The organism is Streptomyces sp. col6 (genome assembly GCF_008042035.1).
In the GTDB taxonomy this organism is placed as follows: Bacteria; Actinomycetota; Actinomycetes; order Streptomycetales; family Streptomycetaceae; genus Streptomyces.
The window spans coordinates 991,484-1,011,109 of sequence record NZ_RDBL01000029.1 but is presented as its reverse complement, the minus strand read 5'-3'; the positions used below and the strand labels follow the sequence as shown (position 1 = coordinate 1,011,109).

17 protein-coding genes and 1 pseudogene are annotated in these 19,626 nt (G+C 68.2%); 10 read left to right on the top strand and 8 right to left on the bottom strand.

Annotated features, from left to right (window positions below):
* Window positions 1-56: 56 nt before the first annotated feature.
* From gyrA to dnaA, 7 genes are all read right to left on the bottom strand, one after another.
* A complete protein-coding gene (gyrA, locus tag EAO73_RS33760; protein ID WP_147975259.1) occupies window positions 57-2,726 on the bottom strand; it encodes a DNA gyrase subunit A in 2,670 nt (889 codons plus the stop codon).
* A gap of 46 nt (window positions 2,727-2,772) precedes the next feature.
* Complete coding sequence (gene gyrB / locus EAO73_RS33755) at window positions 2,773-4,860, bottom strand: DNA topoisomerase (ATP-hydrolyzing) subunit B (protein WP_147975258.1); 2,088 nt, start codon at window positions 4,858-4,860, stop codon at window positions 2,773-2,775.
* Window positions 4,861-5,237: 377 nt separating this feature from the next.
* On the bottom strand, window positions 5,238-5,801 hold the full coding sequence (locus tag EAO73_RS33750; protein ID WP_147975257.1) for a DUF721 domain-containing protein: 564 nt from the start codon (window positions 5,799-5,801) through the stop codon (window positions 5,238-5,240).
* Entirely contained in the window at window positions 5,798-6,928 is a 1,131-nt protein-coding gene (recF, locus tag EAO73_RS33745) for a DNA replication/repair protein RecF (protein WP_147975256.1), read from the bottom strand. The genes EAO73_RS33750 and recF overlap by 4 nt, the downstream gene beginning before the upstream one ends.
* Before the next feature lie 84 nt (window positions 6,929-7,012).
* The gene (gene gnd / locus EAO73_RS33740; RefSeq protein WP_147975255.1) at window positions 7,013-7,891 is read right to left on the bottom strand and encodes a phosphogluconate dehydrogenase (NAD(+)-dependent, decarboxylating); all 879 of its coding nucleotides are present in this window, start codon (window positions 7,889-7,891) and stop codon (window positions 7,013-7,015) included.
* Between the two features lie 129 nt (window positions 7,892-8,020).
* Window positions 8,021-9,151, bottom strand: coding sequence for a DNA polymerase III subunit beta (gene dnaN / locus EAO73_RS33735; RefSeq protein WP_147975254.1), 1,131 nt, complete (start codon window positions 9,149-9,151; stop codon window positions 8,021-8,023).
* Window positions 9,152-10,087: 936 nt separating this feature from the next.
* Window positions 10,088-11,893, bottom strand: coding sequence for a chromosomal replication initiator protein DnaA (dnaA, locus tag EAO73_RS33725; RefSeq protein ID WP_147975253.1), 1,806 nt, complete (start codon window positions 11,891-11,893; stop codon window positions 10,088-10,090).
* A 380-nt stretch (window positions 11,894-12,273) separates the two neighbouring features.
* Here dnaA and rpmH point away from each other — a divergent pair, with 380 nt between their 5' ends.
* The 10 genes and pseudogenes from rpmH to EAO73_RS33675 all read left to right on the top strand — a co-directional run.
* Window positions 12,274-12,411 (top strand): 50S ribosomal protein L34, encoded by a 138-nt coding sequence (gene rpmH / locus EAO73_RS33720; protein ID WP_006348049.1) that lies wholly within the window; start codon window positions 12,274-12,276, stop codon window positions 12,409-12,411.
* 21 nt (window positions 12,412-12,432) lie between these two features.
* Window positions 12,433-12,804 carry a ribonuclease P protein component gene (rnpA, locus tag EAO73_RS33715; protein WP_147975252.1) on the top strand — a complete coding sequence of 124 codons (372 nt, stop codon included), beginning with the start codon at window positions 12,433-12,435 and terminating at the stop codon, window positions 12,802-12,804.
* Complete coding sequence (gene yidD / locus EAO73_RS33710) at window positions 12,801-13,160, top strand: membrane protein insertion efficiency factor YidD (RefSeq protein ID WP_147975251.1); 360 nt, start codon at window positions 12,801-12,803, stop codon at window positions 13,158-13,160. The genes rnpA and yidD overlap by 4 nt, the downstream gene beginning before the upstream one ends.
* A 3-nt stretch (window positions 13,161-13,163) precedes the next feature.
* Window positions 13,164-14,426: a membrane protein insertase YidC gene (gene yidC / locus EAO73_RS33705; protein WP_147975250.1), complete on the top strand. Its 1,263-nt coding sequence runs from the start codon at window positions 13,164-13,166 to the stop codon at window positions 14,424-14,426.
* A 14-nt stretch (window positions 14,427-14,440) separates the two neighbouring features.
* A complete protein-coding gene (locus EAO73_RS33700; RefSeq protein ID WP_147975249.1) occupies window positions 14,441-14,950 on the top strand; it encodes a protein jag in 510 nt (169 codons plus the stop codon).
* Window positions 14,951-15,058: 108 nt separating this feature from the next.
* Window positions 15,059-15,775, top strand: a complete 717-nt coding sequence (rsmG, locus tag EAO73_RS33695; RefSeq protein WP_147975248.1) for a 16S rRNA (guanine(527)-N(7))-methyltransferase RsmG — start codon at window positions 15,059-15,061, stop codon at window positions 15,773-15,775.
* A gap of 255 nt (window positions 15,776-16,030) precedes the next feature.
* Window positions 16,031-17,107 carry a ParA family protein gene (locus EAO73_RS33690; protein ID WP_147975454.1) on the top strand — a complete coding sequence of 359 codons (1,077 nt, stop codon included), beginning with the start codon at window positions 16,031-16,033 and terminating at the stop codon, window positions 17,105-17,107.
* Window positions 17,104-18,189: a ParB/RepB/Spo0J family partition protein gene (locus EAO73_RS33685; RefSeq protein ID WP_191134315.1), complete on the top strand. Its 1,086-nt coding sequence runs from the start codon at window positions 17,104-17,106 to the stop codon at window positions 18,187-18,189. The genes EAO73_RS33690 and EAO73_RS33685 overlap by 4 nt, the downstream gene beginning before the upstream one ends.
* A gap of 161 nt (window positions 18,190-18,350) precedes the next feature.
* Window positions 18,351-18,968, top strand: a complete 618-nt coding sequence (locus EAO73_RS33680) for a GNAT family N-acetyltransferase (protein WP_147975246.1) — start codon at window positions 18,351-18,353, stop codon at window positions 18,966-18,968.
* A 26-nt stretch (window positions 18,969-18,994) separates the two neighbouring features.
* Window positions 18,995-19,267 (top strand): annotated as a pseudogene (locus tag EAO73_RS33675) (GNAT family N-acetyltransferase); the annotation flags it as partial.
* Window positions 19,268-19,368: 101 nt separating this feature from the next.
* Here the strand turns inward: EAO73_RS33675 and trxA are convergent.
* The coding region (gene trxA, locus EAO73_RS33670; RefSeq protein ID WP_147975453.1) for a thioredoxin at window positions 19,369-19,626 on the bottom strand (258 nt) is incomplete at its 5' end.

Here is a 19,626-nt window from a genome sequence, read left to right as displayed (position 1 = left end):
CCGTTACCTCCGGCTCCGGAAGCGGCCGAACCGGCGCCCGTGGCTCCACTCACGCTCTACTCCTCGTGCTCCCCGGTCGAGGACGACGTGTCCTCGACATTGCTGTCGACCGTGCTGCCGGCGGCCGCGTCGGCCGTGGTGGCCTCGGCTGTGGCTGCCGCGGTCGTCCCGCCTTCGGCGTCGGCGTCGACGGAATCGTCGACCTCCGCGGCCTCGCGGCCCGCCTCGGCGTTGCGAGCGATGCCGACTACGGCATCGCGCTTGCCCAGATTGATCAGTTGGACGCCCATGGTGTCACGGCCCGTCTCCCTGACTTCGTTGACTCGCGTACGAATCACACCACCGCCGAGCGTGATGGCGAGGATCTCATCGGTCTCCTCGACCACCAGCGCGCCGACCAGCGAGCCCCGGTCCTCCACGATCTTGGCGGCCTTGATGCCGAGGCCACCGCGGCCCTGGACGCGGTACTCGTCGACCGCGGTCCGCTTCGCGTAACCGCCGTCGGTGGCAGTGAACACGAAAGTACCGGGCCTGACGACATTCATCGAGAGCAGTTCGTCTCCCTCGCGGAAACTCATGCCCTTGACGCCCGAGGTCGCGCGGCCCATCGGGCGCAGCGCGTCGTCCGTAGCGGTGAACCTGATCGACTGGGCCTTCTTGCTGATGAGCAGCAGGTCGTCCTCGGAGGAGACCAGCTCGGCGCCGATCAGCTCGTCGTCGGAGCCGTCCGCCGTCTCACGCAGGTTGATGGCGATGACGCCGCCGGAGCGCGGGGAGTCGTAGTCCTTCAGCGCGGTCTTCTTCACCAGGCCGCCCTTGGTGGCCAGGATCAGGTAGGGGGCGGCGTCGTAGTCGCGGATCGCCAGGATCTGCGCGATCTGCTCGTCCGGCTGGAAGGCCAGCAGGTTCGCGACGTGCTGACCGCGCGCGTCCCGTCCGGCGTCCGGAAGCTCGTACGCCTTGGCGCGGTAGACGCGGCCCTTGTTGGTGAAGAACAGCAGCCAGTGGTGGGTCGTCGACACGAAGAAGTGGTCGACGATGTCGTCTTCCTTGAGCTTCGTGCCCCGCACGCCCTTGCCGCCGCGCTTCTGCGAGCGGTAGTCGTCCGTCTTGGTGCGCTTCACATAGCCGCCGCGGGAGATCGTGACGACGATGTCCTCCTCGGCGATCAGGTCCTCGATGGACATGTCACCGTCGAAGGGCACCAGCTTGGAGCGCCGGTCGTCGCCGAACTTGTCGACGATCGCCGCCAGCTCCTCGCTGACGATCTGGCGCTGCCGTGCGGGCGAGGCCAGGATCTCGTTGTACTCGTTGATCTTCGCCTGGAGCTCGTCGTGCTCGGCGGTGATCTTCTGGTGCTCCAGCGCGGCCAGCCGGCGCAGCTGCATCTCCAGGATCGCGTTCGCCTGGATCTCGTCGATCTCCAGCAGGCCCATCAGGCCCTCACGGGCGATCTCGACGGTCTGGCTGCGCCGGATGAGGGCGATGACCTCGTCGATGGCGTCCAGGGCCTTCAGCAGGCCGCGCAGGATGTGCGCGCGCTCCTCGGCCTTGCGCAGCCGGAAGCGCGTGCGCCGGACGATGACCTCGATCTGGTGCGTCACCCAGTGGCGGATGAACGCGTCGATCGACAGGGTGCGCGGCACACCGTCCACCAGCGCCAGCATGTTGGCGCCGAAGTTCGACTGCAGGTCGGTGTGCTTGTACAGGTTGTTCAGGACGACCTTGGCGACCGCGTCCCGCTTCAGCACGACGACCAGGCGCTGGCCCGTACGCGAGGAGGTCTCGTCGCGCACGTCGGCGATGCCGCCGACCTTGCCGTCCTTCACCAGGTCGGCGATCTTCTGCGCGAGGTTGTCGGGGTTGGTCTGGTACGGAAGCTCCGTCACGACCAGGCACTGGCGGTTCTGGATCTCCTCGACCGCCACGACCGCGCGCATCGTGATGGAGCCGCGCCCCGTGCGGTACGCCTCTTCGATGCCCTTGCGGCCCACGACCAGCGCACCGGTGGGGAAGTCGGGGCCCTTGATCCGCTCGATCAGGGCCTCCAGGAGCTCCTCCTGCGAGGCCTCCGGGTTCTCCAGGTACCACTGCGCGCCGGACGCGACCTCGCGCAGGTTGTGCGGCGGGATGTTGGTCGCCATGCCGACCGCGATGCCCGCGGAGCCGTTGACCAGCAGGTTCGGGAAGCGCGCCGGCAGGACCGTCGGCTCCTGGTTGCGGCCGTCGTAGTTGTCCTGGAAGTCGACGGTCTCCTCGTCGATGTCCCGGACCATCTCCATGGACAGCGGCATCATCTTGCACTCGGTGTACCGCATGGCGGCGGCCGGGTCGTTGCCCGGGGAACCGAAGTTGCCGTTGGAGTCCACCAGCGGCATGCGCATCGACCAGGGCTGCGCCAGGCGGACCAGGGCGTCGTAGATCGAGGAGTCGCCGTGCGGGTGGTACGTACCCATGACGTCACCGACGACGCGGGCGCACTTGTAGAAGCCCTTCTCGGGCCGGTAGCCGCCGTCGTACATCGCGTACAGCACCCGGCGGTGGACGGGCTTGAGACCGTCCCGCACGTCGGGCAGCGCACGCGAGACGATGACGGACATCGCGTAGTCGAGGTAGGAGCGCTGCATCTCCGTCTCGAGCCCGACGGGCTCGACACGCATGCCCACGCCCTCGACGGGCGGAACCTCTTCGGGCGTCACGGGGACGGGGGTGTTCTCGTCGGCCATTGCTGGTCAAAGTCCTTTCGCGCTGCGGCTTGCTTGTACGGCCGACTCAGATGTCGAGGAAGCGGACGTCCTTGGCGTTGCGCTGGATGAACGAGCGCCGTGCCTCGACGTCCTCACCCATCAGCACCGAGAACAGGTCGTCGGCCTGCGCCGCGTCGTCGAGCGTGACCTGGCCGAGCACGCGGTGGTCGACGTCCATCGTCGTGACGCGCAGCTCCTCGGCGTTCATCTCGCCGAGACCCTTGAAACGCTGGATCGAGTCTTCCTTGATCCGCTTGCCGTTCTGCTTGCCGAGTTCCACGAGGGCGTCGCGCTCACGGTCGGAGTACGCGTACTCGAAGTCGTCCCGGCCCCACTTGATCTTGTACAGCGGGGGGCGCGACAGGTAGACGTGGCCGGCCTCGACCAGCGGGCGCATGAAGCGGAACAGGAACGTCAGCAGCAGGGTGTTGATGTGCTGGCCGTCGACGTCGGCGTCCGCCATCAGGATGATCTTGTGATAGCGGAGCTTCTCGATGTCGAAGTCCTCGTGGACCCCGGTACCGAAGGCCGAGATCAGCGCCTGGACCTCGGTGTTCTGCAGGATCTTGTCGACCCGGGCCTTCTCGACGTTCAGGATCTTGCCGCGGATCGGCAGGATCGCCTGGTACATCGGGTTGCGGCCGGACTTGGCCGAGCCGCCTGCGGAGTCACCCTCGACGATGAAGATCTCGCACTTGGTGGGGTCATTCGACTGGCAGTCGCTCAGCTTGCCGGGGAGCGAGGCGCTCTCCAGCAGACCCTTGCGCCGGGTCAGGTCGCGCGCCTTGCGGGCCGCCACACGGGCGGTCGAGGCGGCGATGCCCTTGCGGATGATGTCGGCGGCCTCGTTGGGGTTGCGGTCGAACCAGTCCGTCAGCTGCTCGTGGACGACCTTCTGCACGAAGGTCTTGGCCTCCGTGTTGCCCAGCTTGGTCTTCGTCTGACCCTCGAACTGCGGCTCGCCCAGCTTCACCGAGATGATCGCCGTCAAACCCTCGCGGACGTCCTCACCGGTGAGGTTGTCGTCCTTCTCGCGCAGCAGCTTCTTGTCCCGGGCGTACCGGTTGACCAGAGAGGTCAGCGCGGCGCGGAAGCCTTCCTCGTGCGTACCGCCCTCATGCGTGTGGATCGCGTTGGCGAAGGAGTAGACGCCCTCGCTGTACTGCGTGTTCCACTGCATGGCGATCTCGACCGAGAGGAGCCGGTCCTTGTCCTCGGCCGCGATGTCGATCACCGACTGGTGGATGACATCGCCCTTGCGGGAGTTGAGGTACTTGACGAAGTCGACGATGCCGTTCTCGTAGTGGTACGTGACCGAGCGGGCCACTTCCTCCTCGGGAACGTCCGCCGCCTCCGCGCTGTCCGCGCCGGCCGTCGCCTTCGCCGACTCGCGCTCGTCGGTCAGCTTGAGGGTGAGGCCCTTGTTGAGGAAGGCCATCTCCTGGAAGCGGCGCGAGAGCGTCTCGAAGGAGTACTCGGTCGTCTCGAAGATGTCGCCGTCGGCCCAGAACGTGACGCTGGTGCCCGTTTCGTCGGTTTCCTCGTTGCGCGCCAGCGGGGCGGTCGGGACACCGAACTTGTAGTCCTGGGTCCAGCGGTAGCCGTCCGTCTTGACCTCGACGGACACCCGCGTGGACAGGGCGTTGACGACGGACACACCGACGCCGTGCAGACCACCGGACACGGCGTAGCCGCCGCCTCCGAACTTGCCGCCCGCGTGCAGGACGGTGAGCACGACCTCGACGGCCGGCTTGCCCTCGGACGGCACGATGCCGACGGGGATGCCACGGCCGTTGTCGATCACGCGCACCCCGCCGTCGGCGAGGATCGTCACGTCGATGGAGTCCGCGTGCCCGGCCATGGCCTCGTCGACGGAGTTGTCGACGACTTCTTGCACGAGGTGGTGGAGACCGCGCTCACCGGTCGAGCCGATGTACATGCCAGGCCGCTTGCGGACCGCGTCCAGACCCTCCAGCACGGTGATCGCACTGGCGTCGTACGAGGCCGCGGCCTCGGCCGTGGCGGGAGCGGCGTCGCCCTCGACCCGGGTGGACGGAATGTTCTCGTTGGGGTTGCCGGAATCGGCCACGAAGCGCCCTTTCTGGCACAGCACAGGCCGTTCTCCGGGCAGGCGGGAGCGGCTGCGTCGTTCGGCGTGTATCGACGAATCCCGCAAGACGCGGGATTGTTCATCAGTCTACCGGTAGCGCCGACCCGAATGGGGGTTTGCGGGTACCTGAGTCCGCATGTGCCGCCCTGAATGAGCGGCTGACGACTCCCCATATCCAGGAAGGGGCCCCAGGAGGCTCACGCGGGCATTGAGCGCTTCGGCCTGTCAGCCTCCCGCTACGGTGAGGGACGTACGTGCACCGCCACCTGGTTTCAACCACCACGTAATCGGTTCCCGGGACGCCCGGGACACGTCGTATCCACGCCCCGCGCACCGGCGAAGAGCCGCGCCGGGATACGGAAACCCCAGGTCGGAGCCGGTCAGCCGTAGGTGTCGCCGGGACCCGTGCTCCCCGGGGCCCTGAGCGGACCGAACCGGCGCTGCGGGCCGCCCGGCCCCTGCACCTTGATCATCCGCACCGTGCCGTTGCCCAGGTCCGCGTTGAGCCGGGCCACCAGCTGGGGGGCCAGCAGCCTCAGCTGCGTCGCCCACACCGTCGAATCGCACTGAACCGTCAGCACCCGCTGGTCCGGTTCCTCGTCGTACCGCACCGGCACGCAGTGGAGGGCGAGATCGTCACCGACGATCTGCGGCCAGCGGCCCATCACCCCGCCCACCGCCGCCGGGGTCTCCCAGCCGCGCTCGGTGATCAGCCGGTTGATCGCCGAGCCCAGCGGCAGCGGATCACGCCCGTCCGCCCGCGCCCCCGAACGCAGCCCGCCGCCCCGCCGCGCCTGCTTCTTCTGCTGCGCCGCCGCACCGCGGGCCCGCGCCTGCTCCTTCGCCGCGCGCAGGGCCACCCGCGCCAGGTCCACCCCGGACGGCTCGGCCGGCTTCGCCCGGTCCTCGGCGCGCGGGGTCTTCCCCTCTCCGTCGCCGCTCACACCCGCTCCACCTCACCGGCGGTCACCGCGTACCGCGTCCCGGCGAGCGCCCCCGGCACGTCGTCGTCCACCGCCGCCGTGACCAGCACCTGCTCCGCCGGCGCCACCAGCTCCGCCAGCCGCTCCCGGCGGCGCGCGTCCAGCTCGGCGAAGACGTCGTCCAGCACCAGCACGGGTTCGTTGCCCTCGCTCCGCAGCAGCTCGTACGAGGCCAGACGCAGCGCCAGTGCGTACGACCAGGACTCCCCGTGGCTCGCGTACCCCTTCGCGGGCATCCCGCGCAGCCCCAGCACCAGGTCGTCGCGGTGCGGGCCGACCAGTGTCACGCCGCGCTCGATCTCCTGCTTGCGGACGCCGGCCAGGGCCTCGACGATCTGGGCGTACAGCTCCTCGCGCGTGCGCGCGGGGCCGGCCTCGGCGCCGACGGTGCTGCGGTACTCCAGCGTGACCGGCCCTCCGCCCGGTGCGACGTCCCCGTACGCCTTGTCCGCCAGCGGCTGGAGCGTGGCGATCAGGTCCAGGCGCTGCGCCAGCATTTCCGCGCCGACCCCGGCCAGATGCTGGTCCCACACATCGAGCGTCGACAGGTCCAGGGACCGGCCGCCGTGCCTGCGCGCCATCGCCGCGGACTTCAGCAGGGTGTTCCGCTGCTTCAGCACCCGCTCGTAGTCGGAACGCACCCCGGCCATCCTCGGCGAGCGCGCGGTCACCAGCTCGTCCAGGAACCGCCGGCGCTCGCCGGGGTCGCCCTTCACCAGCGCCAGGTCCTCCGGCGCGAACAGCACCGTCCGCACGATGCCGAGCACATCACGTGGTCTGACCTGCGACGATCTATTGATCCGGGCGCGGTTGGCCCGGCCCGGGTTGAGCTCCAGCTCGACCAGTTGCGAGCGCTCCCCCTGGGTGACGGCCGCCCTGATCACCGCCCGCTCGGCGCCCATGCGGACGAGCGGGGCGTCCGAGGAGACGCGGTGGCTGCCGAGCGTGGCGAGATAGCCGACGGCCTCGACCAGATTCGTCTTGCCCTGGCCGTTGGCCCCCACGAACGCGGTGACGCCCGGGTCGAGGGGCACCTCGACCCGGGCGTACGAGCGGAAGTCGGCCAGCGACAGATGCGTGACGTGCATGGTGTGCGCCGACCTTCCCGGCTTCCTGCTCCGTGCTCCACCGGGTGGGAGAGGCGGTCGGCCCCTGCCACCCGTCGTTGCGGGTTACTTCTTGTTCTCGACCGCGTGGCCGCCGAACTGGTTGCGCAGCGCGGCAATCATCTTCATCTGCGGGGAGTCGTCCTGGCGTGAGGCGAAGCGCGCGAAGAGCGACGCGGTGATCGCGGGCAGCGGCACGGCGTTGTCGATCGCGGCCTCCACCGTCCAGCGGCCCTCGCCCGAGTCGGCGGCGTAGCCGCGGAGCTTGTCGAGGTGCTCGTCGTCGTCGAGGGCGTTGACCGCCAGGTCGAGCAGCCAGGAGCGGATGACCGTGCCCTCCTGCCAGGAGCGGAAGACCTCGCGCACGTCGGTGACGGAGTCGACCTTCTCCAGGAGCTCCCAGCCCTCGGCGTAGGCCTGCATCATGGCGTACTCGATGCCGTTGTGGACCATCTTCGCGAAGTGGCCGGCGCCTACCTTGCCCGCGTGGACCGAGCCGAAGTCGCCCTCGGGCTTGAGCGCGTCGAAGATCGGCTGGACCTTCGCCACGTCCTCGGTGTCGCCGCCGTACATGAGGGCGTAGCCGTTCTCCAGGCCCCAGACACCGCCGGAGACGCCGCAGTCGACGAAGCCGATGCCCTTGGCGCGCAGCTCCTCGGCGTGCTTCTCGTCGTCGGTCCAGCGGCTGTTGCCGCCGTCCACGACGATGTCGCCGGGCGAGAGCAGCTCGGCCAGCTCGTCGACCGTGGACTGGGTCGCGGCTCCGGCCGGAACCATCACCCACACGACCCGGGGGCCCTTGAGCTTGCCCACAAGCTCTTCCAGGCTGTGGACATCGGCGAGATCCGGATTGCGGTCGTAACCGATGACGGTGTGGCCTGCGCGGCGGATGCGCTCGCGCATGTTGCCGCCCATCTTGCCGAGGCCGACGAGACCGAGCTCCATCAGAGATTCCTTAGCGTTGTGCCGATTCGTACCCAAGTCCGAGCCTACGCCCGGAAGGGGACAGGACGCCGGGCGTGCTCGGCGCTGAACACGTCCGTCGGGCCCCGCCGGGGCGGGGCCGGGGAAAGGTCAGCCGGAGAGGCGGACCGGCATGATCAGGTACTTGTACGCGTCGTCCGCCTCGGCGTCCACGGCCGGGCGGCCGCTGAGCAGCGCCGGCTTGGTGGAGGTCGTGAAGGAGAGCTGGGCGACCGGGGAGTCGATGGCGCTCAGGCCGTCGAGCAGGAAGGTCGGGTTGAAGGCGATCGAGATGTCGTCGCCCTCCAGCACGGCGTCGACCCTTTCCACAGCCTGTGCGTCGTCGCTGGATCCCGCTTCCAGGATCAGGACGCCCTGCTCGAAGCTCAGCCGGACGGGGGTGTTGCGCTCGGCCACCAGGGCGACGCGCTTGACGGCCTCGACGAACGGGGCGGTCTCGATCACGGCGACCGAGTTGAACTCCGTCGGGAAGAGCGTCCGGTACTTCGGCAGGTCGCCTTCGAGCAGTCGGGTGGTCGTACGCCGTCCTGCGCCCTCGAACCCGATGAGTCCTTCGCCCGCACCCGAGCCGGAGAGCGCCAGGGTGACCGTGTCACCGCTGGTGAGGGCCTTGGCGGTGTCCAGCAGGGTCTTGGCGGGCACCAGCGCGACGGCGGAGGCCTCGGGGTCCTCCGGCTTCCAGAGGAACTCACGGACCGCGAAGCGGTAGCGGTCGGTGGAGGCGAGGGTGACGGTGTCGCCCTCGATCTCGATGCGCACACCGGTCAGGACGGGCAGCGTGTCGTCACGGCCCGCGGCGATGGCGACCTGGGCGGCGGCGGAGGCGAAGACCTCACCGGGAACGGTGCCGGTCGCGGTCGGCATCTGCGGAAGCGCCGGGTACTCCTCCACAGGAAGGGTGTGGAGTGTGAATCGCGAGGAGCCGCAGGAGACCGTCGCCCGTACACCGTCTGTGGAGATCTCGACCGGGCGGTTCGGGAGGGCGCGGCAGATGTCGGCGAGGAGCCGGCCGGAGACGAGGACGGTGCCGTCCTCCTCGACCTCGGCATCCACCGAGACCCGGGCCGAGACCTCGTAGTCGAAGCTGGAGAAGCTGAGTGCTCCGTCCTCGGCCTTCAGCAGAAGGCCCGCGAGAACGGGCGCCGGCGGACGGGCCGGGAGGCTGCGGGCCACCCAGGCCACCGCCTCCGCGAGTACATCGCGCTCCACCCGGATCTTCACCGGAACCGCCTCCTGCTGTTCTCGCCCTGCTGGCCTTCGTCGTCTGGTCGGGTCGCTCCGCCGATGACGGGGGGAGGACGCCGGGGACCAGTCTGACGCACCGCACCGACACTCGGTGCTGCTCGGGGTCAAATCGCCGCGAGGGGCCCGGAGCGCTCCGGGGCCGAGTTGTGCACAGGGCCCACTTCAAAACGGATTCCGAGCTAACTATGAGTGGTGGTAGTAGTAGGGCCTGTGGAAACCGTGGATAACCCCGTTTTCGCAGCTCAGGCCCTGTTTTTTATCCACCGACCCTGTGGGCGGCACCGGTGGACAACTTGGGGTTTCTGTGGACATCCCGAAGTTGTGCACATCCCGTACACAGGGCAGGGCACTTTCTCCCCAGGTCTGTCCCCAGCTTTACCCCCGTTCCCCACAGGCCAACCGTCCCCCTTGGTGTGACGCCTTTCACTCGCGCCGGTGATGGCGCCTGTTCTGTTGCCGAACAGTGGACAGCGGTGTGGAGAAGCAGCCCTCGACTGGGGAAAACGGCCTCAGACCTGTGGGCGGCCGGTGGACAACGCGGAGTGCCGCCTGTGGACGAAGATCTTGTCCACAGGCTGTGGATCATCGTTGACCACAGATCCCCAACCCTCTGAGCTGCCCTGATGCTCATCCGACCGTCCTGCCTGTGGATGCAGTATGGACAACTTTTGGATCCCCAGGCTGTGGAGGGAAAAAAGTGCCCGGATCTGTGGAGAACACCCGTGTCCTCCCGGCTATTCGAACAACCCGCGGCCTCGCGGACCGGGCCCGGTCGTCGGCCGGCCGGTGTCCGGGCCCGCGCGAAGAGGGTTGTGAGCCGCGTTTCGGGGAACACGAAGGGCGCTGTGCGGACTCCTGACGAGTCCGCACAGCGCCCTATGAGTACGTGTGCGGGTGCGGCGCCTGCGCGCCTCAGCCGTTCTTGATGCGGTTGGTGAGCTCGGTGACCTGGTTGTAGATGGAGCGCCGCTCCGCCATCAGCGCCCGGATCTTGCGGTCCGCGTGCATCACCGTCGTGTGGTCACGGCCGCCGAACTGCGCCCCGATCTTCGGCAGGGAGAGATCGGTCAGCTCGCGGCAGAGGTACATGGCGATCTGCCGGGCCGTCACCAGGACGCGGCTGCGCGACGATCCGCAGAGGTCCTCCACCGTCAGCCCGAAGTAGTCCGCGGTCGCCGCCATGATGGCCGACGCCGTGATCTCGGGAGCCGTGTCCTCGCCGCCCGGGATCAGATCCTTCAGCACGATCTCCGTCAGCCCCAGGTCCACGGGCTGGCGGTTCAGGCTGGCGAAGGCGGTCACCCGGATGAGAGCGCCCTCCAGCTCACGGATGTTGCGTGAGATACGGGAGGCGATGAACTCCAGAACCTCCGGCGGGGCGTTGAGCTGTTCCTGCACGGCCTTCTTGCGGAGGATCGCGATCCGCGTCTCGAGCTCGGGGGGCTGTACGTCGGTGGTCAGTCCCCACTCGAAACGATTCCGCAGGCGGTCCTCCAGAGTGACCAGCTGCTTGGGCGGCCGGTCGGAGGAGAGCACGATCTGCTTGTTGGCGTTGTGGAGCGTATTGAAGGTGTGGAAGAACTCCTCCTGCGTCGACTCCTTGCTCGCCAGGAACTGGATGTCGTCGACGAGCAGGATGTCGACATCGCGGTACCGCTTGCGGAAGGTGTCGCCCTTGCCGTCACGGATCGAGTTGATGAACTCGTTGGTGAACTCCTCGGAGCTCACGTACCGCACCCGGGTGCCCGGGTAGAGGCTCCGCGCATAGTGCCCGATGGCGTGCAGCAGATGGGTCTTGCCGAGTCCCGACTCCCCGTAGACGAACAGGGGGTTGTACGCCTTCGCGGGTGCTTCGGCCACCGCTACGGCCGCGGCGTGCGCGAAGCGGTTCGAGGCCCCGATGACGAAGGTGTCGAAGAGGTACTTCGGGTTCAGCCGCGCGTGCGGCTCGCCGGGGCCGGGGGCCGGGGCGGGCTGTGCGCCCATCGGGCCCGGGGCTCCGCCGGGGCGGCCGGTGCCGCCGCCGGGACGGTGCTGCGGCTCCGGCAGTTCGTGACGCTCGGGGCGGGGGCGCTCGGTGTGCTGGGGCTCGTACCCCTGGCGCTCGGGCGGCTGCGGACGGTAGTCGTGCTGCGGGGCGCGGCCGCCGCCGTACGGCTCGCGCCACTGCTCGGCCGACGGCTCGCGGTCCTGGAATCCGCCGAGCCGGGGCTGCTGCCAGGACAGGTCCTCCTGGGTGCGCGGCCAGGCGCCGGGCTCCGGTCGCTGCTGCCGGTAGTCCGGGTAGGCGGGGCGCGCGCTCGGCATGCCGTCGTCCGCGGGCCGGCTCCCGTAGCTCTCGTATGTGTCGCCGTGCCGGCCCTCGTCGTGCTGCGGGCCCTGGTAGCGGTGGGACTGCTGGGGCGACTGGTGCATCGGCGGCGCCGGCGGCCCGGACGGCTCACCGGCGGAGTCGTCGACCGTGATCGCGATCCGGATGGGGCGCCCGCACTCGCGGGTCAGCGTCTCACTGATGAGGGGGGCGAGGCGGCCTTCGAGGACCCGCTTGCCCCACTCGTTGGGGACGGCCAGCAGCGCGGTGTCGGCGACCAGGGCGAGCGGCTGGCAGCGCTCGATCCACTGTTTGTCCTTCGGCTCGATGCCCTGCTGCCCCTCCCCGAGGAGTTGCTCCAGCACTCGTGGCCACACTGCGGCAAGATCGGCAGGTACGTCAGCCACAAGGCACGCTCTCTCGCTGGTCCCACGAATGTGTGGTTCTCGGGACGGTATGGGTCGGGGTGGGTGAGGACCGGCAGGCGGGAAGAAAAAGAACCGGAGTTCAGCCACGGTAGTCAGCCCGACCCGCGCGGTTCAAGTCGTTGTCCACAGCCTGTGCACAATGGGGGGTCCGACAGGGTCGGTTTGACCGGATGGCGTAGCCGCGCGTACCGTGACCAGGTCGAGTTGTCGATGGCTGCTGCCGCCTGCCTCCGATGGGCAAAGATCACGATCTGTGATTGTGAAGCGGTGCACTAGGGCGTTTACGCGAGTCTCTCGTGGGCGCACGGTGACAGCCAGGCGATGTCCCGCCAACCACGAGTCTTTTCTGGAGCCCCCGAGTGAGCAAGCGCACCTTCCAGCCGAACAACCGTCGTCGCGCGAAGACCCACGGCTTCCGGCTGCGGATGCGCACCCGTGCCGGCCGCGCGATTCTCGCGTCCCGCCGCAGCAAGGGTCGCGCCAGCCTGTCCGCCTGATCGCGTACAGGTCGTCATGACGTGCTGCCTTCCGAGAATCGGCTGAGGCGGCGCGAGGACTTCGCGACCGCGGTACGACGAGGGCGACGGGCCGGTCGCCCGCTCCTCGTTGTCCATCTACGCAGCGGTGCAACCGACCCGCACGTGACTGGGGAGAACGTTCCCCCGCCGCGTGCGGGTTTCGTTGTCAGCAAAGCCGTGGGTGGTGCGGTCGTCCGCACAGCGGTGAAGCGCAGGCTTCGCCACCTGGTCCGAGAACGGCTTGCCCTGCTGCCCCCCGGTAGCCTGGTTGTCGTACGCGCGTTGCCCGGATCGGGCGACGCCGACCATGAACAGCTGGCCCGAGACCTGGACGCCGCATTTCAGCGGCTGCTGGGAGGGGGCGTGCGATGAAGTACCCGCTGCTGGCTCTCATCAAGCTGTACCAGTGGACGATCAGCCCACTTCTCGGGCCTGTCTGCCGTTACTACCCGTCGTGTTCCCACTATGGATATACGGCGATCGACCGGCACGGAGCGATCAAGGGAACGGCGCTGACAGCCTGGCGCATCCTGCGATGCAATCCGTGGTCACCCGGCGGCGTGGACTACGTACCACCACGCAAACGTCCGCGTTGGCACGAACTGCTGCGCAGCGCCATACGCGGCAGCAAGGGCGGGGACTCCGCCGCTGACGTGCCTCCCGGGGGTTCGGCCACCGACCTCCCGAGTTCGGCCGCAGAGACTTCGCCCAATGCTCAAGGAGCCTGATTAGTGGACACGATTGCCAGTCTGTTCAGCTTCATCACCTGGCCCGTCTCCTGGGTCATCGTCCAGTTCCACAAGTTGTACGGAGCGATCTTCGGCCCCGACACGGGATGGGCCTGGGGCCTGTCCATCGTGTCCCTCGTGGTGCTGATCCGCATCTGCCTGATCCCGCTGTTCGTCAAGCAGATCAAGTCGACGCGGAACATGCAGCTCCTCCAGCCGAAGATGAAGGCGATCCAGGAGCGGTACAAGAGCGACAAGCAGCGTCAGTCCGAAGAGATGATGAAGCTGTACAAGGAGACGGGTACCAACCCGCTCTCCTCGTGCCTTCCCATCCTGGCGCAGTCGCCGTTCTTCTTCGCGCTGTACCACGTACTCTCCGCGATCGCCTCGAACAAGAAGATCGGCGTCATCGACCAGTCGCTGCTGGACAGCGCCCGTCAGGCCCACATCTTCGGTGCCCCGCTGGCCGCCAAGTTCATGGACAGCGCGGAGAAGGTCCAGGCGCTCGGCGCCTCGCTGACCGATGTCCGGGTCGTCACCGCCGTCATGATCGTGATGATGTCGGCCTCGCAGTTCTTCACGCAGCGCCAGCTGATGACGAAGAACGTCGACCTCACGGTCAAGACGCCGTACATGCAGCAGCAGAAGATGCTGATGTACATCTTCCCGCTGATCTTCGCGGTCATGGGCATCAACTTCCCCGTCGGTGTCCTCGTCTACTGGCTGACCACCAACGTCTGGACCATGGGTCAGCAGATGTACGTGATCAACCAGAACCCGACGCCGGGCAGCAAGGCGCAGGAGCAGTACCTCGGACGGCTCCTCAAGAGCGTCACCGCGCACGGCGAGGTCCGCGGCCGGACCCGTCGCAACACCGTCAAGCGGATCGTGGCCAAGGGCCCGGACCGCAACGACATCGAGCGGAAGTTCGTCGTCGGACTGGCCAAGCTCGGGCTCGCTCCGCAGGAGGACGGCACGGTCGCCAAGAGCGACACCGCCGTGGCCGAGGCGGAGGGAGGCGCCCAGCAGCGCCGCCACCAGCCCAAGCGGCAGTCCAAGGCGCAGCGCCAGACCGGTGCGGCCCACCAGGGCGGAGCCAAGGAGGGTGACTCCGGCGAGCCGGAGTCCAAGACCTCTCTGCGGAAGAGCGCCGCGCAGGACGACAAGTCGAAGCCGGCGGGCAAGACCGCGTCCGGCTCCTCACGCCAAGCCAAGTCCGGACAGCGCAAGGGCCCGCAGCGGCCCAAGCACCCGTCCAAGAAGTAAGAAGGAGTCCATCCGTGACGGAAGGCACCACCTCCACGGCCGCTGAGGGCAGCGACACCTTGACCCGCCTTGAGCAGGAAGGGGAGATCGCAGCGGACTACCTCGAGGGCCTGCTCGACATCGCCGACCTCGACGGCGACATCGACATGGACGTCGAGGCGGACCGGGCCGCGGTCTCGATCATCAGCGAATCGGCGCGCGATCTGCAGAAGCTCGTGGGGCGCGACGGCGAGGTTCTGGAGGCACTCCAGGAGCTGACGCGGCTGGCCGTGCACCGGGAGACAGGTGACCGGAGCCGTCTGATGCTGGACATCGCCGGCTTCCGGGCCAAGAAGCGCACGGAGCTCGCCGAGCTGGGTGCCAAGGCGGCGGACGAGGTCAAGAGCACCGGTGAACCGGTGAAGCTGGACCCGATGACGCCGTTCGAGCGCAAGGTCGTGCACGACGCGGTCGCCGCCGCGGGTCTGCGCAGCGAGTCGGAGGGCGAGGAGCCGCAGCGCTTCGTCGTCGTCCTGCCGGCCTGACCGGCTCCTTACCTGTCGGCCCCGTCTGTTCGCAGACGGGGCCGATCTTTGTCAGCCTGATAGACAGCCACCATGGTGCGGTAGTGCGGTATGGAAGGACGGTCCCCCGTGACGGAGGAAGTAGCGCTTCCCCAGGCGCCCGACGAGGCCCGGGAAGTGTTCGGTGAGTGCTTTCCCGAGGCTGTCCGGTACGCGGAACTGCTGGCGGATGCGGGGGTCACGCGCGGGCTGATCGGTCCGCGTGAGGTTCCACGCCTGTGGGAAAGGCATCTGCTGAACTGCGCGGTGCTCTCCGAGGTCGTCCCCGAGGGGGTCACGGTCTGCGACGTGGGCTCGGGCGCCGGGCTCCCGGGAATCCCTCTGGCGCTGGTGCGCCCGGACCTGAAGATCACCCTGTTGGAACCGTTGCTGCGCCGGACGAACTTCCTTCAGGAGGTCGTCGAGATGCTGGGGCTCGATCATGTGACGGTCGTCCGCGGCCGGGCCGAGGAAGTTCTCGGCTCGCTGCAGCCCGTACATGTAGTGACCGCACGGGCAGTGGCCCCTCTGGACCGCCTGGCCGGCTGGGGCGTACCTCTGCTGCGGCCGTACGGCGAGATGCTCGCGCTCAAGGGCGACACCGCCGAGGAAGAGATCAACGGTGCCCGCGCGGCTCTCAGCAAGCTCGGTGTGGTGGACACCGAGGTGTTGCAGGTCGGCGAGGGCGTGGTCGACCCGCTGTCCACGGTGGTGCGCGTGGTGGTCGGCGAGAGCCCCGGGGGTGTGAGGTTCGCCGCAAAGCGGGCCAAGGCCGCGCGGACCAGCCGGACGCGTCGCCGCCGCTGAGCCGGGGGTCTGCTGCGCTGGTGGCTCCTGGCGTGGAGCCGTATGTGCCCTACGCGGAGTGTCGTGTCTCCGCAGCTACGCTGCGGAGGCATCGTGTTTCACGTGAAACGTCGTTCTCTGCTGCATGGAATCATCGGTCGCGGTCATGAGGCGGCCGCCCCTCCCCATCGCAGGCCCGTTAGGGCTACGGAGTTGTCCACAGAAGTGGTTTCATCCACAGAAGAGCGGGCCTCGCTGGTTCACGACCCCGAAACCATGACAGGCTCTGCTCATTGCGAGCCTGAAGTCGAGGAGAGTGAATCCTTGCGGTCCGACGCCAACATCGCGGGGCCGATGACCGATCCGGTCCCCGGCCCCCGAACCGAATCGGCGGGGGACGGTGTTTCACGTGAAACACCGCCGCCGATGGACGACACACCCATCGGTCGTGCGGCCCAGCTTGCGGTTGAGGCCCTCGGCCGAGCCGGCGAGGGGCTGCCGCGCCCCGAGCAGACCCGCGTCATGGTCGTGGCCAACCAGAAGGGCGGCGTGGGCAAGACCACGTCGACGGTCAACCTCGCCGCTTCGCTGGCACTCCACGGTGCACGGGTCCTGGTGGTCGACCTCGACCCGCAGGGCAACGCCTCCACGGCTCTGGGTATCGATCACCACGCCGAAGTTCCCTCGATCTATGACGTCCTGGTGGAGAGCAAGCCTCTCTCAGACGTGGTTCAGCCCGTCCCGGACGTCGAAGGCCTCTTCTGCGCCCCGGCCACCATCGATCTCGCCGGTGCGGAGATCGAGCTGGTGTCGCTGGTGGCGCGGGAGAGCCGACTCCAGCGCGCCATCCAGGCGTATGAGCAGCCGCTGGATTACATCCTGATCGACTGCCCGCCCTCGCTGGGCCTGCTGACGGTCAACGCACTGGTGGCCGGCGCCGAGGTGCTGATCCCCATTCAGTGCGAGTACTACGCGCTGGAAGGGCTGGGGCAACTCCTGCGGAACGTCGAACTGGTGCGGGGCCACCTGAACCCCGATCTCCATGTATCCACGATTCTGCTCACTATGTACGACGGCCGGACCAGGCTGGCATCGCAGGTGGCGGAGGAGGTCCGCAGCCACTTCGGCAAGGAGGTGCTGAGGACCAGCATTCCCCGGTCGGTCCGCATCTCCGAGGCGCCGAGCTACGGGCAGACCGTGCTCACGTACGACCCCGGTTCCAGCGGATCCCTGTCCTACCTCGAAGCGGCTCGGGAGATCGCGCTGCGAGGGGTCGGGGTGCACTACGAGGGACAGCACGTCCACACGGGCGGATCGATCAGCCAGCAGAGCAATTCGGAGGGGATCCAGTGAGTGAGCGTCGTCGAGGGTTGGGGCGAGGGCTCGGTGCCCTGATCCCAGCCGCTCCGCAGGAGAAGCAGCTGCCGTCCGTCGGGGCCGGGGCATCCTCGCCCGTCCTGACCACGGAGCGGGGCGTGGCGGCCGCGAAGGTGACCACGCTGGGGTCCAACCCCGTGGTTCCGGAGCCGAGTGCGCCGGTGTCGGGGGCCGATGTGTCGGCCCCGGGTGAAGTGGCCGGTGCGTACTTCGCTGAGGTACTGCTCGACTCCATCACGCCGAACCCGCGTCAGCCGCGTGAGGTCTTCGACGAGGACGCGCTGGCGGAGCTGGTCACCTCCATCAAGGAGGTCGGCCTTCTCCAGCCGGTCGTGGTGCGCAAGACGGGGCCCGATCGCTTCGAGCTCATCATGGGAGAGCGGCGCTGGAGGGCTTGCCGGGAGGCCGGCCTGGAGCGCATCCCGGCCATCGTCCGGGCCACCGATGACGAGAAGCTCCTCCTGGACGCACTCCTGGAGAACCTGCACCGGGCTCAGCTGAACCCGCTGGAGGAGGCGGCTGCCTACGACCAGCTGCTCAAGGACTTCAAGTGCACGCATGACCAGCTGGCCGACCGGATCGGGCGTTCCCGGCCGCAGGTGTCCAACACCCTGCGTCTGCTGCGTCTGTCGCCGCCGGTGCAGCGGAGGGTCGCAGCCGGGGTGCTGTCGGCGGGACACGCGCGCGCGCTGCTCTCGGTGGACGACTCCGAGGAGCAGGACAAGCTGGCGCATCGCATTGTCGCTGAGGGCCTTTCGGTGCGTGCGGTCGAGGAGATCGTGACGCTCATGGGCTCCAGGCCCACGAACGCCAAGAAGGCCAAGGGTCCTCGTGCCGGGGCCCGCCTCTCTCCGGCGCTCACCGACCTGGCGTCCCGGCTCTCCGACCGGTTCGAGACCCGCGTGAAGGTCGACCTCGGACAGAAGAAGGGCAAGATCGTCGTCGAGTTCGCCTCGATGGAAGATCTGGACCGCATTCTCGGCAGTCTCGCTCCCGGCGAGGGCCGGGTGCTGGACCGCGCTCCGTCCGAGGAGTCGGACGAGGACGAGGCGAACTGACACGCGCTGAGTGCTGAGGGCGGGCTGTCTCCGGTTGACGGAAGGCGGCCCGCCCTTTGCTTTCTCACGGTGTCGGCTTGATCCAGGGGTCGTTACGATGCGTTCTGGCAGGGCATTTCCGTCCACGACGCGGTGGGCGAGAGAAGTGAGGAACAGCCTTCATGGGGCGTCGGCTCGTACCGCTCACGCTGGACAACCTTTCCGACCTTCCCCGGCGCTGTCGTGCGTGTGTGTTCTGGGAGCTGGACCCGGTCAGTGGGGAAGCCGCCGTCAAGAGCGGAACCGCCGATCGGGAGAAGGAGGCCTGGATCTCCGGGGTTCTCCTGGAGTGGGGCTCCTGCGGGCGGGTGGCCTACGTCGATGACGTACCGGCCGGCTTCGTGCTCTACGCGCCTCCCGCATATGTTCCGCGAGCCACCGCCTTCCCGACGAGCCCCGTCTCCCCCGACGCCGTCCAGCTGATGACCGCGCTGATCATGCCGGGGTACCGGGGGCAGGGTCTGGGCCGGGTCATGGTGCAGACCGTCGCCAAGGATCTGATCCGCCGGGGCTTCAAGGCGATCGAAGCCTTCGGGGATGCCCGGTGGAAGGAGTCGGCCTGTGTGCTGCCAGCCGACCACCTTCTGGCTGTGGGGTTCAAGACGGTGCGGCCGCATCCAGTACACCCGCGGCTGCGGCTGGAGCTGCGCACGACGCTCTCCTGGAAGGAAGACGTAGAGATGGCTCTGGACCGGCTCCTGGGTGCAGTACAGAAGGAGCCTGCGTTGCGGCCGTTGTAAAGGCGCACTCATCCGTACATGTGAAACGGGTCATGGTGCAGACCGTCGCCAAGGATCTGATCCGCCGGGGCTTCAAGGCGATCGAAGCCTTCGGGGATGCCCGGTGGAAGGAGTCGGCCTGTGTGCTGCCAGCCGACCACCTTCTGGCTGTGGGGTTCAAGACGGTGCGGCCGCATCCAGTACACCCGCGGCTGCGGCTGGAGCTGCGCACGACGCTCTCCTGGAAGGAAGACGTAGAGATGGCTCTGGACCGGCTCCTGGGTGCAGTACAGAAGGAGCCTGCGTTGCGGCCGTTGTAAAGGCGCACTCATCCGTACATGTGAAACGGGCCCGTCCTGGGGAGGACGGGCCCGTTTCACGTGAAACAGCAGACGCAGGCTGTGCCCTACGCTGCGATTACTTACTCGGCGATGAAGCCGGCGAGGTCGCGGAGGATCGCGGCCTTCGGCTTGGCGCCCACGATGGTCTTGGCGACCTCGCCGCCCTGGTACACGTTCAGCGTCGGGATGGACATGACGCCGTACTTGGCAGCGGTGGCCGGGTTCTCGTCGATGTTGAGCTTCACAACCTCGATCTCACCGTGCTCGGCCGCGATGGCCTCCAGCGACGGGGCGATCTGGCGGCACGGACCGCACCAGGCGGCCCAGAAGTCCACCAG

What these genes read in the sequence shown, in the direction of transcription:
- gnd (WP_147975255.1), bottom strand. Translation starts at nt 7,891, where the DNA reads ATGGAGCTCGGTCTCGTCGGCCTCGGCAAGATGGGCGGCAACATGCGC.
- EAO73_RS33690 (WP_147975454.1), top strand. Translation starts at nt 16,031, where the DNA reads ATGACAGGCTCTGCTCATTGCGAGCCTGAAGTCGAGGAGAGTGAATCC.
- recF (WP_147975256.1), bottom strand. Translation starts at nt 6,928, where the DNA reads ATGCACGTCACGCATCTGTCGCTGGCCGACTTCCGCTCGTACGCCCGG.
- yidD (WP_147975251.1), top strand. Translation starts at nt 12,801, where the DNA reads ATGAAGTACCCGCTGCTGGCTCTCATCAAGCTGTACCAGTGGACGATC.
- gyrA (WP_147975259.1), bottom strand. Translation starts at nt 2,726, where the DNA reads ATGGCCGACGAGAACACCCCCGTCCCCGTGACGCCCGAAGAGGTTCCG.
- EAO73_RS33680 (WP_147975246.1), top strand. Translation starts at nt 18,351, where the DNA reads ATGGGGCGTCGGCTCGTACCGCTCACGCTGGACAACCTTTCCGACCTT.